This window comes from Devosia sp. (genome assembly GCF_025809055.1).
In the GTDB taxonomy this organism is placed as follows: domain Bacteria; phylum Pseudomonadota; class Alphaproteobacteria; order Rhizobiales; family Devosiaceae; genus Devosia.
The window spans coordinates 2,346,318-2,360,724 of sequence record NZ_CP075529.1; the positions used below are offsets into that span (position 1 = coordinate 2,346,318).

The window sequence follows — 14,407 nt, forward strand, 5'->3', positions numbered from 1 at the left end:
TGCCCAATCTGCTGGGAGGCTATGACACAATGGTGGCCGCACCCATCGCAAATCAGGGCCAGTGCCCGCTTGAAAGCCATACTTTCGTCGAACGCGGTGCGCCGGCTTGCGCTACCGCCTGAACAACACGCCGCCCAACCATCCGGTGGCCAGGGCGATAAGAACAGCGGCAAGGCCGTAGAGCGGGGGATTGAAGCGCGCCAGATCGGCCACATAGCGCTCGAACCCCTGCGTGCGCACCGTGAAGCGCGTCGTGGTTTCACCCAGCACCTGGCCTTTGCCGATCACATAGGCGCGGGCCAGATAGAGGCCGTTGGTGGCATTGGACTCGATCGGCACGCGCAGGGAAAACGCCGTATCGGACAACATGGTGACCCCCCGTTCCGCCTGAGAAAAACGTCCCTTCCCCTGCATCAGACGGACGAATTCGGCGTCGAAGTCACTGTTGGCGGTCAAATCGCGCAGCGAGGCCGCGAGCGCAGCAAGGTCGAACCGCGTATTTTCCGGTGCGGCGGGATCGAGCACCTGGCTCAAGGGGCTGGTGGAGAAAATGCCGTAATAGGCCGGCACCTGGTCATAGCGCGCCGAAGCCGCGTTGAGCACGAATCCGAACTGCCTCTGCTTCTCGCGCACCACCCAGTCCGTCGACGGACCCTGGACCACCACCACCACGGCATAGGGCGCATCGGCCGGCGGCGCCGGGGTAATGGAGCCAAACAGCGTCACCGCCTGGCCACGGAAGTTGGAATGCACCGCCACGACCGGGTCCGAATTGGTGAGGACGACTTCGACCTGCGCCATGGCGGCCGATGGCAGCAGGAACAGCAGGCAAATCCAGAGGATGCGATACCATTGGGCCATCATGCTTCACCAAAGCCAAGCTGGGTCAGCGTGAACGGATCGGCTGGCGCAATGACCAGCCCCAGCCCGAAGCGGATGGCGATCGCCAGGATCAACAGGGCCAGAAGCACGCGCAGCCTCTCCCCGGGCAGGTGCTGCCCCGCCGAGGCTCCGAACTGGGCACCGGCCACGCTGCCTACCATCAGGCAGAAGGCCAACAGCGTATCCACCGATTGCGTCTGCAGGGCGTGGAGGAAACAGGTGACCGCCATCACCGCCAGCAGGTGCAGCAGGGACGTCCCGACCACGACCTTGCCGGGCACGCGCAGGATATAAACCAGCGCCGGCACCAGCACGAACCCTCCGCCGATCCCCAATAGCGCACCGATGACGCCGATGCTGAAGCCGATCATCACCACGGGAATGATCGAAATATAGAGCTGTGACTTGCGGAAGCGTGTCCGCATCGGCAGGCGCTGCACCCAGGGCGCCTGTCCGGGCAGGCGGCGGCGCACTGCAGGTTTTTCCCGCCCGCTGCGCAGGATCGTGCGCACCGACTCGGCGAACATCAGCGCCCCGATCGAACCCAGCAGCACCAGGTAGCCCAGCGACAAGAACAGGTCGAGCTGACCAAGCGCGCTGAGAATGCCGAAAATCCAGACCCCGAGCGCCGACCCGAAGACCCCGCCCAGCACCAGATAGGCCCCCATCTTGATGTCCATGGCGCCGCGCCGGAAATAGGACAGCGCGCCGGACGTGGATGAGGCCACCACCTGTGCGGTGACCGAGGCGACCGCGACCGGCGCCGGCACGCCGGCAAACAGCAGCATCGGGGTCAGCAGGAAACCGCCGCCGACACCGAACAGGCCCGAAATGAACCCGATCGCCGCCCCGATCCCCAGAAGGAAGAACAGATCGACGGAGAGCTCGGCGATGGGCAGGTAGATCGGCATGGCGTGCCAGTACAATAGGGTTGCGCCCCGCCCCGAGGGACGCGGACCTGTTGCGGTCAGGACAGGTCGTGGCGCACGGCCAGCGGCCTGGAGCTTTTCTCGTTCTGATAGATTGAGAACGAGCGCTCCAAGTCCTTGGTTGGTCGCGTTTTCGAACCAGAAAAGTGGTGTCCGCTTTTCTTGAAAACGCTCTAAAGATCGTAGGCGACGCGGAACCCGACATTGCTTGCGGCACTGTCCGGCGACAGCGCCATGCGGGCGGCAATGCGATAGCGGTAGCAATAGGAAATATGGCAGAGAAACGAGCCCCCCTTGAGCACCTTCTCGGAGTGCTCTAGGGCCTGGGCATTGCGCAATCGCGCCTGTCGGGACAGCGACCGCACCTTGAATGCGTCTGCCGTCCATTCCCAGACATTGCCGGCCAGATTGTAAAAACCCAGAGCACTGGGCGCGAAGCTCCGCGCCGGCGCCGTGCGCTCATAGCCATCGGCAAGCGTGTTGCTGTACGGAAACTGACCCTGCCAGATATTGGCGTGAATGAGGGCATCATCGGGCTCGGCTTCACCCCAGGGAAACCGCCGGCGATCCGCGCCACCGCGCGCCGCGTGCTCCCATTCGGCCTCGGTCGGCAGGCGTCCGCCCACCCATTCGGCAAAGGCGCGGGCATCGGCCCACGACACCTGGGTGACCGGGTGATCCAACCGATCGTCCACCGTACTGCCCGGCCCCTCAGGCTGCCGCCAGTTGGCCTCGTCGATGCTGTGCCACCAGGGCAGCCGCGATCCGGCGGCCCGCGCCGCCGACAGATGCGGCTCGTCTCCAAAGAACACCGCCGTCCAGCCGAACCGCTCGGCCTCGGTCACATAGCCCGTGGCCGCAACGAAGGCCGCGAACCGGTCCACCGTCACGGTCTGGGCTTCGAGGCCGAAATCAGCCAGGGTGATGGCCCGCTCCGGCCCCTCGCCGTCCTGCGCAATTTCCGGACTATTGGTCCCTACGAACGAGCGCCCGCCGCGCACGCGGATCATCTCATGCGCCGCGCCACCCCGGCCGGCCGCTGGCGGGTTCGCTGGCGCCGGCACAGAGACGGCGGCGCGGGATGGTCCGCAGCAGCCACTCATGGCCGCATGACCAGCTTTTCGGGCAGGATGACGGTTTCGGTGCTGAGCATGGTTTCGGCATCGGTGCCGATCAACACCTGGTATGACCCTGCCTCCGCGACCCAGCACCCCGATGCCGTGTCGAAATAGGCGAAGGCGCGCGCGTCGAGTTCAAGCTCGACCTGACCGGTCTCTCCGGGCCCCAGAGCAAGCTTGCCGAAGGCCTTGAGCTCCTTCTTGGGGCGGCTGACCACCGCGGCGGCCGGAGCTACGTAGAACTGTACCACCGTTGCGCCGGCGCGGTCGCCGACATTGCGAACCTGGATCGTCGCGCGCAGGGCACCCGTGGCCAATCCGGATCGATCGAGCACCGGGGCGCCATGGTCAAAGCGGGTGTAGCTCAACCCGAAACCGAAAGGAAACAGGGGCTGGATGCCGTGCTGCTCATAGTGGCGATAGCCGACAAACACCCCTTCGCGATATTCCACTTCACCATCAAGTCCGGGATAGACCCGCTTGTCCTGGCTGAAGGCCGGATTGTCGGACCAGCGCTTGGGGAAGCTCTGCGCCAGGCGCCCGCCCGGTTCGGTTAGGCCGGTCAGCACATCGGCAATGGCGTTGCCCGTTTCCTGTCCCGCATACCAGGCCTGGACCACGGCCGAGACGCTGTCAAGCCAGGGCATTTCAACCGGCCCGCCGGTCTGCAGCACAACCACCGTGCGCGGATTGGCACGGGCCACCGCGCGGATCAGGTCGTCCTGGCGGCCCGGCAGGACGATGTTTTCGAGGTCACTGCCCTCGGTATCCCATTCGCCATTGCGGCCAACCAGCACCACGGCGACATCGGCCTGACCGGCCAACGTCGCAGCCTCGGCGATTTCCGCGTCGCCCATCGGCCGCCCGATACCCATGCGGAAGGCCGCCAGGCCCAGAACCCCATGCTCCTTGGCGGCAAATTCGATGGTGATCTCGACAGGCCTGCCGGCTTCAAGCTCCACCGCACCGACAACCTCGTCACATCCTTCCTCGAAGAAGGTGCGGCCCTTGGTCCAATGGGTCCAGGCGTCGGCGACCAGCTTGCCATTGACCAAAACTTTCGCCAGCCCGGCCGAGGCAATGCCCACATGGTGCAGGCCCGAGCGCTCCGGCGTATAGCGGCCGGAAATGCGGGCTGAGAAATCGGAAGTGGACAGTTTGCCGCCAGCGACCATGCCCAGCCAGAAGGTTTCGGCGGCATCGAGCGTCTCGGTGCCGATAACCGGACCGGACAGGGTCCGATTGGCAAAGAACTCGACCGTGAGCGGGCCCGCAAGGAGCGGCTGGAACCGGTCATTGCCACAGCCCGGCGCATAGGAAAGTGCGTCCACACCAAGAGCTGCTGTCAGCCCGTCCCATGGGCTGACCCGATAGTGCGGATTGATCTGGGACGAGCCGCCGCCCATGATCTGGGCAATCCTGGCGTTGGGCCCGATCACCGCCACCTTGGGGCCCTGCGCCAGCGGCAACAGGCCATCGTTCTTGAGCAGAACCATGCCTTCGGCGCCGGCCCGGCGGATCAGCGCCCGCGTTTCGGCGCGATCATCGGCGATTTCCTCGAATGGCCGCCTATCGGTCAGCGCGCCGGTCCATTCCATGACGGAAAGGATGGCACGCACGCGGGCCGCAATGGTTTCGCGCGACACCTCGCCGGCTTCGACCGCAGCAATCAGCTTGGCCCCGCGATCGCGGGGCGGCCCGGGCATTTCCATGTCCAGTCCGGCATTGACGGTGGGCGCCGTGGAATGAGAGCCGAACCAATCGGACATGACGAGGCCATCAAAGCCCCATTGGCCGCGCAACACGTCGGTGATGAGCCAGTTGTGCTCGGAGGCAAATGTGCCATTGACCTTGTTATAGGCGGTCATGACACCCTTGGTGCCGCCTTTCTTCACCGCCATTTCGAACGGAACGAGATAGACTTCGCGCAGGCTCCGCTCGTCGATCACCGAGCTCATGCTCGTGCGCTCGATTTCCGATTCATTGCCGGCAAAGTGCTTGACGGTCGCCGAAATGCCCTGGCTCTGCAGACCCTGGATATAGGCCGCACCCAATTCGCCGGTGAGGATCGGGTCTTCCGAAAAGCACTCGAAATTGCGGCCATTGGTGACCGAGCGCTGAATATTGACCGTGGGCGCGAGCAGCATGTGCGCGCCCTTCGACTTGGTCTCGTGGGCGAGCGCCACGCCAACCTCACGCAGCAGGTCCACATTCCAGCTCGAACCGAGACTGATGCCGACCGGAAATGCCGCCGCCTTGACGCCGCCCAGCAGCCCGCCGCCACCGCGCGCGCCATTGGGGCCATCCGAGACGCGCAACTTGGCAATGCCGAGGCGCTCGACGGCCGGCAGCGACCAGAAATCCTCGCCCGAGAGCAGGCTGACCTGCTCCTCAAGGGTCATGGCTGCGATCAGGTCTTCAATTCTCATCTTGGTCTCTCTTCGTCAGGCCGAAAGCCCGGCCAGAACCGCGGCGCTGTCGTGTTCGGGAACATCGCCAATCGCGGCCATTCTGCCATCCAGCTTGCCCAGCATATCGCGGAAAATGCCGGCATAGGCAGGGTCCGCCGCAATATTGGTTAGTTCGTGCGGGTCATTTTCACAATCGAACAGTTCCCATTCCGGCGCTGCCCCGTTTGGCCTGGCGCCCAACTGGCCCAGGTCGTCATTGTACCAGTAGATCAGCTTATAGCGCTGGTCGCGCACGCCATAATGGGCCCAGCACTCGTGGATCTCGTCATTGTGCATCCAGTAGCGGTGATAGGTGAGCTGGTCCCAGTCCCCGGGAGTCTTGCCCTCGAGCACCGGCCGCATGGAGCGGCCCTGCATGTAACTGGGGATCGGCAGGCCCGCATAGTCGAGGAAGGTCGGGGCGAAGTCGACATTGCAGGCGATATCGGCGCTGGTTGTGCCCGGCTTGATGGCGCGGGGAAAGCGCGCGAGGAACGGCATCTGCAGGCTTTCCTCATACATGAAGCGCTTGTCGAACCAGCCATGTTCACCCAGAAAGAAACCCTGGTCCGAGGTGTAGATGACGATTGTATTGTCCGTGAGGCCCTTCTCGTCGAGATAATCGAGCAGCCGTCCCACATTGTCGTCGATGGATTGAACCGTGCGCAGATAGCGCTTCATGTAGCGCTGATACTTGAACTCGGCGAAAGCCTGAGGGTCGGTGAAGGTGAAATTCTCGCCGGTTTCGGCGCAGATCACGGTGATGCTTTCCCCCTCGTGCAATTCGGGGACCTTGCGCATGAAGGGGATGAAATCGAGCATCAGCGACCCGGTTTTTTCTGCGGGACCAGAAGGGGTTACGAGACCAAGATCCTCGTAATTCATGTCCGAGCGAATGCGCATCTTCGCGGCTGCCGCGGCGGCAGCACGGTTGGAATAGTCGTCGTTGAAGGTCTCTGGCAGCGGAATATCTTCGTTTTCCCAGAGGTGATTGTATTTCGGATCGGGCTCGAAATTGCGGTGCGGGGCCTTGTGGTGGCACATCAGGAAGAAGGGCTGGTCACCCGATTTCTCGATGAAATCCAGGCTCATATCGGTAATGATATCAGTGGCATAGCCCGGAATGCGGCGGCGCGAATTGTCCGGAAAAATGAACTTGGGGTCCCAGTAGTCGCCCTGCCCCGGCACCACCGCCCAGTCATCGAAACCGGTGGGATTATGCGCTGGCCCCTCGCCCATATGCCACTTGCCGAACATGCCGGTGCGATAGCCGCCGGCCCGCAAGTGCTTGGCAACATTGGGCAAACGGTTGTCGATTTCGGTATAGAGCGTGGTGACGCAATTGACGTGATTGTAGGTGCCAGTGAGGATGGCGGCGCGGCTGGGGGTGCAGATCGAGTTGGTGACATAGGTCGCGTCGTGACGCAGGCCTTCCTTGGCCAGTCGATCCAGGTTCGGCGTTGCATTGAGCCCGGCGCCATAGGCCGAAATGGCCCGCGCCGCATGGTCGTCACTCATGATGAAAATGATATTCGGACGCATGGTAAAGTCCTGTAATATATAGCTATTCAGCGGGAACAATGGATTGCAGAGAGGCCTCGATCTGCTCGAGGCGCGTCCGGTCGAGATGCGGCACCATGCCGGCGATCTCGAGTACGGTCTTGTCATTGAAGATGGGCGGGACGGCCTTGCCGCCAAGCGCCGGCAGCGCGTCAACCAGGATTGACCGCGCATGTGAATTGGCTAGCAGACTGTTGACATCAACAGTCGCAATGACAGCATCGCGGGCAAAATCGTGCACAGTCGGTCCACGACGCTGGCCGAGCAGGACCTGCGCCCACTGTTTTTCGATCAGGAGGTGGTCCTGGGTGACCTCGCCCTCGACCGGCAGGCCCAGCCGTTCGAACTGGCTGGGCGGTGCATCATTGTCGCGCATGAGGCCGACCAGCTTCTGCGCCATGACCAGTTCGAGCGCCGCATCGCGCAGCGGCTGGGTCTGGCCTGGATCGGTCTTGAGATCATAGAGCAGCGTGCCGAACTCGGATGGGCCGCGCATGGTCCAGCCGGGCATGCGCATGACCGGAGCACCCTTGGTGAAGGAGAAGCCGGGCATCATCTCGGCCGCGGCAAATTCCTCCGGCGCAAAGCGGCTGCGCATATGCGTCGGCATCAGTGTGTGCTCAAGCAGCGGGCGGTTGGCCGGATCGGCAGAGGAACGCATATAGACATAGCGCCCGTCGGTGACGCTGACATGGCCGCCGAAAATTCCGAACAGGCCGGCTTCGCGCACCGGGCGGTCTTCCGCCACCGCATCGCCCAGGGGGCGCCCACCCATGTCCGGCGTCGGCTCCAGCCCGAAGAAGTCGAGCAGCGTCGGAGCGATGTCGATGGTCTGCACCAGGGATTGGCGCCGCGCCCCGGCCACGCCCGAGCGCGGGTCCCAGACGAAGAACGGGGTGTGAATGGTCTCGTCATACCAGGGCATGACCGACTTGCCCCACCAGCCCCGCTCGCCCAGCATATAGCCATGGTCGGTGCAGACGATGAGCATGGTGTCTGCCCACATGTCCTTTTCGTCCATGAGGTCCAGTACCCGGCCCAGATTGGCGTCGCACATCGAGAGCAGCGCCAGGTAGCGGTTCCTGGCCTGATCGACCTGGGCCCTGGCTTCGGTGACCCTCGCATAGGGCGGCCAGTCGAAATCGGCTTCATTGCCGGCCTCGCTCTCTGGATAGAGGCGATGATACTGCTCGTAGCTGAAGAAGGGCTCGTGCGGATCAAACGTCTCGAGCTGCAGCATCCAGTTGTCGGCATCCGCATTGGTGTCGATGAATTCGAGCCCCGCATCGAACGTCAGCGTCTGGGGATGATCGGCCTCGTCCTCGAGATAGCTGCGGTTGATCCCGTCCTGGTTCTGCATCCGGTAGAGGATGTCCTTGAGGCGGCCGGTATCGTTCCTGTTGACGACCCCCTTCCACAGATCGCCTTCCTGGCCGCGAAAGAACTCATAGCTCGAATAGCGGTTGTGATAGGTCGCCCCGCCATCTTCCCAATAGTGCTGATGATCGGTGATCAGATGCGTATAGACGCCATTCCTGCCCAGGATTTCCGGCATGGAATCGTCGAAGGGCTCGATGGGGCCCCAGGAGCGGTGGAGGAAATTGTAGCGCCCCGTATGCATTTCCCGGCGCGCCGGCATGCAGGGCATAGAGCCGGCATAGCAATTCTCGAACGTCGCCGTGCGCGCCGCCAGCCGCGCGAAATTGGGCGCATGGCTCTGCGTGTCGCCATAGGGCGGCAAGAGGCGGCGGTTGAGGCTGTCGAACATGACGATGATGGCGCGCATTTCAGGCTCCGGTGGTCTGGTCTTTTCCGGCGTCATCCCCGCCAGGGCGGGGACATCCGTTTTTGTGCAACAGGGGTTCCAGCTTTTGCGGGAGTGACCCGGAGGACATCAGCGCCCATCACGACACGCCGCCATTGAGGGCGCGCAGGGCGGCGCGGCGTTCGGCCTGGCGCACCGGGTCCGCGACGGGGGCCGCCAGCAGCAGGCGCCTGGTGTAGTCATGGCGGGGATCGGCGGTGACCTGGTCGCAGTCGCCGAACTCAACGATCTCGCCGCCGCGCATCACCGCGACCCGATGGGAAATGTGCCGCACCACCGACAGGTCGTGGCTGACGAAGAGATAGGCGACGCCGGTCCGCTCCTGGATTTCGACGAAGAGATCCAGCACGCGCTGCTGGGTCGATAGATCCAGCGCCGAGACCGGCTCATCGCAGACAATCAGATGCGGCGAGAGCGCCAGGGCCCGGGCAATGGCGATCCGCTGGCGCTGGCCGCCGGAAAATTCGCGCGGATAGCGATAGGCCGCGTCGCTGGGCAGGTTGACCTGCTCGAGCAGGGTACGCACCCGCGCCCGCGCCTCTTCGGCGCTGGCCTGGCGCCGGGCCACGATCGGCTCGACCAGGATGTCCTCGATGGTCATGGACGGATTGAGCGAGGTATAGGGGTCCTGGAACACGGCCTGGATCGAGGCCGCCTTGCCCTTGCGGTCGCGCGGGGCGACGCCGGCAATGTCCTGCCCCTCGAACAGGATACGGCCGGAACTGACCGGGCCGATGCCGAGGATGGCCCGCCCGAGCGTGGTCTTGCCCGAACCGCTCTCCCCCACCAGGCCCACCGTTTCACCCGCACGCACGGTCAGGTTGACGTTCTTGAGGACGTGGTGGGCACCGAACCTGGTGTTCACATCGATACATTCAACGATCAGATCGTCGCTCATGCCGAAACTTCCTTGAGCGTGCGGGGGCGGTAGGTGCGGGGGGTGACATCGTCGAGCACGGCGCCGAGCAGCATCTTGGTGTAGTCGTGCTGCGGGTCGGCAAAGAGCGCCTTGACCTCCGCGGTCTCGACCACCTTGCCGTCCTTCATCACCGAGACGCGGTGGCAGATATCGGCCACGACACCGAAATTGTGGGTGACGAGGATGACGGACATGCCCATTTCGGCCTGCAGGTCGCGCAGCAGCTCCAGCACTTCGGCCTGGACCGTCACGTCGAGTGCAGTGGTCGGCTCGTCGGCGATCAGCAGATCGGGATTGCAGGAAATGGACCGGGCGATCAGCACGCGTTGCGCCATGCCGCCGGAAATCTGGTGCGGATAGGCCTTGAAGGTGCGCATCGGGTCGGGCATGCCCACCTTGGCAAGCAGTTCCAGTGCCCTTGCCTCGGCCTGGGCCCGCGACAGGCCCAGCACCGTCATCATCGGTTCGGTCAACTGGAAGCCGATGCGGAAGGCCGGATCGAGATTGCTCATCGGCTCCTGCGGCACATAGGCGATATGCCGGCCGCGCAGCCTGCGCATCTCGTCTTCGGGCAGGTTGGCGATGTCCTTGCCATCGAACCAGATCGAGCCGGAGAGAATGCGCCCGCCGGTGGACAACAGCCCCAGGACCGCGAAGGCCGTCTGGGTCTTGCCCGAGCCGCTTTCACCCACGAGCCCCAGCACCTCGCCGCGCCGCAATTGCAGCGACACGCCCTTGACCACTTCGGTCCAGCCGGCCTTGCCGGGATAGCCAACCACGAGATCCCGCACGTCGAGCAGGATATCGGTATCGCTGGGGGCGGAACCGGCTGGACCGGCCGCCACAGCGGGCATTTTCGAGACCGCAGGAGCACGATCGCCCTGCTGCAGCCGGTCGCGGATGGCATTGGCCAGGAGCACGAAGGAGGCAACGGTGATGGAGATGGCCAGGCCCGGCCACAGAATGGCGGTGGGCACCACGAACATATTGGCAAAGGCATCCTGGAGCATGCCGCCCCAGGTGGGCACGGATGGATCGCCGAGGCCGAGGAATTCGAGGCCCGCCTGGATGACGATGGAAATACCGGCCACGATCGAGGTCTGGATGATCACCGGCGCCCGGATGACCAGCAGGATGTGCCGGGCGATGATCCTGAGGTCGGTGAGCCCGGACACGCGGGCGGCATCGACATAGAGCTCGTGCTTGACCCCGTTCACCAGGTTCCGCGTCAGCCGGTAGAAACCGGGCGACAGCATGATGCCGAAGATCACCATCGAGACCTGGATGGACGAACCGAGCGACTGGTAGAAGGCCAAGAGCACGATCAGGGCCGGCAGGGCCATCAGCCCGTCGGCGATCCAGCTCATCACCACTTCGCGCCGGCCGCCGAAATAGCCGGCGAACAGGCCCGCAGTGACACCGATGGCCGCCGCGACACTGAGTGCGATCAGGGCCCCGATCAGGGTATTGCGGGCGCCATAGACCAGGCGGCTGAAGATATCGCGGCCCGATCCGTCGCCGCCCAGGAGGTAGCCGTCGCCGGGCGGCGCATTGATCTTGAAGATCTGCAGGTCGCCGGGGGCAAAGGGGGCGATCAGCGGCGCGAACACCGCCGTCAGCACCACTACCAGCAGCAGCACAGCAGCGGTGAGGCCGAGGGGATTGGTGAGGACCGAGCGCAGGATGCTTTCGCGACCGGAGGCGGTCTGGGTCGGGCCGGAGCTTGCAGCGGACATCAGAGGCGCACCTTGGGATTGACCCAGGCATTGGCCAGGTCGATGAGGATGTTCACGATGACGACGAGGATGATCATGGTGACGACGACGCCCATGAGGATGGGGATGTCGCCGGACAGGGCCGCCTGCACCGTGATCGAGCCGAGGCCGGGAATGGCAAAGACGCGCTCGATGATGGCGGCACCGCCCAGGAGCCCGATGAACTGCAGCGAAAGGACGGTCAGGGCCGCCGGCATGGCATTGCGCAGCGCGTGGCGGAACAGCACCGAAGAGGGCTTGATGCCGCCGGCCCTGAGGGTGCGCACATAGTCCTGGCGCAGGGCATCGATCATGGCGCCGCGCACCTGCTGGGAGGCCGAGGCGATGCCCGACAGCACCAGCGCAGCCACCGGCAGGGTCAGGGAGGCCAGCCAGCCCACGGGCGAGGTGGAAAAATCGGTATAGCCGGTGGCCGGCAGCCAGCGCAGGTTGAGCGCAAAAACCACGACCAGGATCAGGCCGAGCCAGAAATTGGGCAGCGAGAACCCGACGACGCTGATCAGCTGGATCACCCGGTCGGCCCAGCCGCCGCGCACCGCCGCGGCAATGCCGAGCAGGGCCGAGATGATGCCGATGATCGAAACCGCCAGGATCACCATGGAGAGGGTCACCGGCAGGCGCCCGGAAAGGATTTTCGAGACACTCTCGCCCAGCGTCCAGGACTGGCCGAGATCGCCGCGCACCGCCTTGGACACCCAGTCGGCATATTGCACATAGAGCGGCCGGTCGATCCCCAGCTTCTGCTCGAGCGCCACGATCTGCTCGCTGGTGGCGTTGTCGCCCAGAATGTTCTGCGCCACATTGTCGGCCCCGCCGAACACCATGGCAAAGGTCAGCGTGGTGACCAGGGCCAGAAGAACCAGGCTCGAGGCCAGGCGCTTTGCGACATAGCTAAGCATGTAAGCGTTCCCCCGGGCGGGCTGCCGGAAAGGGGCCCGGCCGAACGGCCGCGCCACATTGGCAAGTTGCGATCATGATGGTCCTCCGCCGCCCGCATTGTTCCGGGCTGTGTCTAGGGGCAGATTTAGCAGTTGCAGCGATACGCCGATAATGCAAAAAAATCCCCGAGCGATAACCTGAGTGCATCAATATGCTGGACCAGATCACGCATCTTTTTCGCCTGCGCACCATTCTCGACGAAGGCAGTCTGCGGCGGGCCTCCGAGAAGCTCAATGTGACCCAGCCGGCCCTGTCGCGCTCGCTGGCGCAGCTCGAGCAGTATTTCGGCCAACCCCTGGTGACGCGCCATGCGCGCGGCGTCGTGGCCACCCCCTTCGGCCAGAGGGTGCTCTCGGTATCCAACCGCATCGAGCGCTATTGGGAAATCGCCGAGCACGAGTTGCGCAACGAGGCCATGCAGGAAAAGGCCGTCATGCGGGTGGGCGGCGGCCCGATCTGGCGTTCGGGCATCCTGTCGGGCGTGCTCAGCGAATTGCAGAAGCGCTATCCGCGCCTCGTCATCGAGTTCACCACCCTGGTCTATGGCAAGACCGTGCGCGATCTCGACGAGGGGCGGCTGGACGTCGCCTTTGGCGGGGTCTTCAACGACAGCGGATCAAGCCTGCGCATGGAACGGATCAGGCTGACGCAGGTGCACAACCATGTCATGGCCCGCGAGGACCATCCCCTGTTCACCACCGGGCAGGCGGGCAGCAAGCCCGATCTCAAACGGCTCGGCGACTATCCCTGGATCGTCTATTCCGAACTGCCGACCTATCGCGAAATGACCGAGCACGCCGTGACCGAGCATATTGGCAGCCGGCCGGAAATCCGCTTCGTGTGCCAGAACCTGCTTTCGGTGCTGACCATGCTGCAGCACAGCGATTGCCTCTGCGTCCTGCCGGACCTGTCGGTGGGTGCCTTCTCGGCGCCGCGCATCGTTCCCATTCCCGGCGCTTTCGGGCCCAGCACCGCCGAGGTCGGCATGATTTTCCGGACCGAGCTCAATGACTGGGCTCCGCTCAAGACCCTGGTCGCCCTCAGCCGGGAACGGTTCGGTATCAGCGAACCCGGCTGACCCTGCGCGGCGGCACCTCAACTCCGGACGTAGCGGTCGAGAAAGGCGAGAACCGGCGGCATGACCGCCCCCAGATCGCCGCCGACAAAGCAGTGATCGGCATGGGCGACAGGATGCCATTCGGCAACCGCCCCGGCATCGACAAGCGCCTGATAAAGCGTTTCCCCCTGCCCCGGCGGCACGACGGAATCGAGCAGTCCGTGCTGAATGAGGACCGGGACTGCCCCCGCGCTCACCCAGGAGATCGGGGACGCGGCCTCGGCCGCTGCCGGCCAGTCCGAAATCCTCCCGCCGATGAGACGCCCGGAGGCCGAGACCTCGCTGTCATGCACGAAACGCGCCGTGGGCAGCGCCTGGGCATCGAGGCGCTTGAGGTCGGTGACGCCATACCAGTCGACAACGGCGCGCAATCGCGGCGTGGGGCCGGCAATGCCCTCGCTCCCCTTGAAGTGATCCGGCGTCTCCAGCCCCAGAAGCAGGGCAAGGTGCCCGCCCGCGCTTTCGCCCAGGGCCGCCATCCGGTCCGGATCGATGCCGAACCGGTCGGCGTGATGGGCGAGATAGCGCAAAGCGGCGCTGCAATCCTGGATCTGGGTTGGAAACCGCCCCTCCCCGGACAGCCGGTAGGAAATCCGGGCCACCGCATAGCCGGCCACCAGAAGGTGATCGACGAAATTGATGCTGGCCAGATTGGGATGCATGGAGTGGGGGTGCCCCTGCATCCAGCCGCCGCCGTGAATATAGACCACGACCGGATGCGGCCCGGGACCGGCCGGCACGGCCAGCGACAGGGTCAGCGCGCGGAAACCGAAGGGCTGGGCATAGAACAATTCGCGCCAGACGCGCCCGCCGCCCGGCAGGCTGTCGACACGCTCGAGGCAGACATCGAGCTCCTTGCGCGCGGCGGCGCGGGCATCGTCGGACATGGCTTC

11 protein-coding genes are annotated in these 14,407 nt (G+C 64.4%); 1 reads left to right on the top strand and 10 read right to left on the bottom strand.

What is annotated here, in order from left to right; translation table 11 throughout:
- Window positions 1-111: 111 nt before the first annotated feature.
- The 9 genes from KIT02_RS11505 to KIT02_RS11545 all read right to left on the bottom strand — a co-directional run bounded on the left by KIT02_RS11505 (window position 112) and on the right by KIT02_RS11545 (window position 12,357).
- On the bottom strand, window positions 112-861 hold the full coding sequence (locus KIT02_RS11505) for a TIGR02186 family protein (RefSeq protein ID WP_297577816.1): 750 nt from the start codon (window positions 859-861) through the stop codon (window positions 112-114).
- A complete protein-coding gene (locus tag KIT02_RS11510) occupies window positions 861-1,793 on the bottom strand; it encodes a sulfite exporter TauE/SafE family protein (RefSeq protein ID WP_297577817.1) in 933 nt (310 codons plus the stop codon). Before KIT02_RS11510 ends, KIT02_RS11505 begins: the two co-directional genes overlap by 1 nt.
- Before the next feature lie 191 nt (window positions 1,794-1,984).
- The gene (locus KIT02_RS11515; protein ID WP_297577818.1) at window positions 1,985-2,821 is read right to left on the bottom strand and encodes a formylglycine-generating enzyme family protein; all 837 of its coding nucleotides are present in this window, start codon (window positions 2,819-2,821) and stop codon (window positions 1,985-1,987) included.
- A gap of 89 nt (window positions 2,822-2,910) precedes the next feature.
- Window positions 2,911-5,358, bottom strand: coding sequence for a glycoside hydrolase family 3 C-terminal domain-containing protein (locus tag KIT02_RS11520; RefSeq protein WP_297577819.1), 2,448 nt, complete (start codon window positions 5,356-5,358; stop codon window positions 2,911-2,913).
- Window positions 5,359-5,373: 15 nt separating this feature from the next.
- A complete protein-coding gene (locus KIT02_RS11525; protein WP_297577820.1) occupies window positions 5,374-6,921 on the bottom strand; it encodes a sulfatase in 1,548 nt (515 codons plus the stop codon).
- Between the two features lie 22 nt (window positions 6,922-6,943).
- On the bottom strand, window positions 6,944-8,725 hold the full coding sequence (locus KIT02_RS11530) for a sulfatase (protein WP_297577821.1): 1,782 nt from the start codon (window positions 8,723-8,725) through the stop codon (window positions 6,944-6,946).
- Between the two features lie 118 nt (window positions 8,726-8,843).
- Window positions 8,844-9,662, bottom strand: a complete 819-nt coding sequence (locus KIT02_RS11535) for an ABC transporter ATP-binding protein (protein WP_297577822.1) — start codon at window positions 9,660-9,662, stop codon at window positions 8,844-8,846.
- Window positions 9,659-11,419, bottom strand: a complete 1,761-nt coding sequence (locus tag KIT02_RS11540) for a dipeptide/oligopeptide/nickel ABC transporter permease/ATP-binding protein (protein ID WP_297577823.1) — start codon at window positions 11,417-11,419, stop codon at window positions 9,659-9,661. The genes KIT02_RS11535 and KIT02_RS11540 overlap by 4 nt, the downstream gene beginning before the upstream one ends.
- Window positions 11,419-12,357: an ABC transporter permease gene (locus KIT02_RS11545; RefSeq protein WP_297577824.1), complete on the bottom strand. Its 939-nt coding sequence runs from the start codon at window positions 12,355-12,357 to the stop codon at window positions 11,419-11,421. Before KIT02_RS11545 ends, KIT02_RS11540 begins: the two co-directional genes overlap by 1 nt.
- A gap of 191 nt (window positions 12,358-12,548) precedes the next feature.
- On the opposite strand from KIT02_RS11545, the gene KIT02_RS11550 reads away from it, so the two are divergent.
- Entirely contained in the window at window positions 12,549-13,475 is a 927-nt protein-coding gene (locus KIT02_RS11550; protein WP_297577825.1) for a LysR family transcriptional regulator, read from the top strand.
- 17 nt (window positions 13,476-13,492) lie between these two features.
- On the opposite strand, the gene KIT02_RS11555 is transcribed toward KIT02_RS11550, so the two are convergent.
- The gene (locus tag KIT02_RS11555) at window positions 13,493-14,401 is read right to left on the bottom strand and encodes an alpha/beta hydrolase (protein ID WP_297577826.1); all 909 of its coding nucleotides are present in this window, start codon (window positions 14,399-14,401) and stop codon (window positions 13,493-13,495) included.
- Window positions 14,402-14,407 lie beyond the last annotated feature (6 nt).

Bases quoted from the DNA above. Each gene is read 5' to 3' on its own strand.
- KIT02_RS11510 (WP_297577817.1), bottom strand. From the start codon at position 1,793: ATGCCGATCTACCTGCCCATCGCCGAGCTCTCCGTCGATCTGTTCTTC.
- KIT02_RS11555 (WP_297577826.1), bottom strand. From the start codon at position 14,401: ATGTCCGACGATGCCCGCGCCGCCGCGCGCAAGGAGCTCGATGTCTGC.
- KIT02_RS11530 (WP_297577821.1), bottom strand. From the start codon at position 8,725: ATGCGCGCCATCATCGTCATGTTCGACAGCCTCAACCGCCGCCTCTTG.
- KIT02_RS11515 (WP_297577818.1), bottom strand. From the start codon at position 2,821: ATGATCCGCGTGCGCGGCGGGCGCTCGTTCGTAGGGACCAATAGTCCG.
- KIT02_RS11550 (WP_297577825.1), top strand. From the start codon at position 12,549: ATGCTGGACCAGATCACGCATCTTTTTCGCCTGCGCACCATTCTCGAC.
- KIT02_RS11520 (WP_297577819.1), bottom strand. From the start codon at position 5,358: ATGAGAATTGAAGACCTGATCGCAGCCATGACCCTTGAGGAGCAGGTC.
- KIT02_RS11545 (WP_297577824.1), bottom strand. From the start codon at position 12,357: ATGCTTAGCTATGTCGCAAAGCGCCTGGCCTCGAGCCTGGTTCTTCTG.
- KIT02_RS11535 (WP_297577822.1), bottom strand. From the start codon at position 9,662: ATGAGCGACGATCTGATCGTTGAATGTATCGATGTGAACACCAGGTTC.
- KIT02_RS11525 (WP_297577820.1), bottom strand. From the start codon at position 6,921: ATGCGTCCGAATATCATTTTCATCATGAGTGACGACCATGCGGCGCGG.
- KIT02_RS11540 (WP_297577823.1), bottom strand. From the start codon at position 11,419: ATGTCCGCTGCAAGCTCCGGCCCGACCCAGACCGCCTCCGGTCGCGAA.
- KIT02_RS11505 (WP_297577816.1), bottom strand. From the start codon at position 861: ATGGCCCAATGGTATCGCATCCTCTGGATTTGCCTGCTGTTCCTGCTG.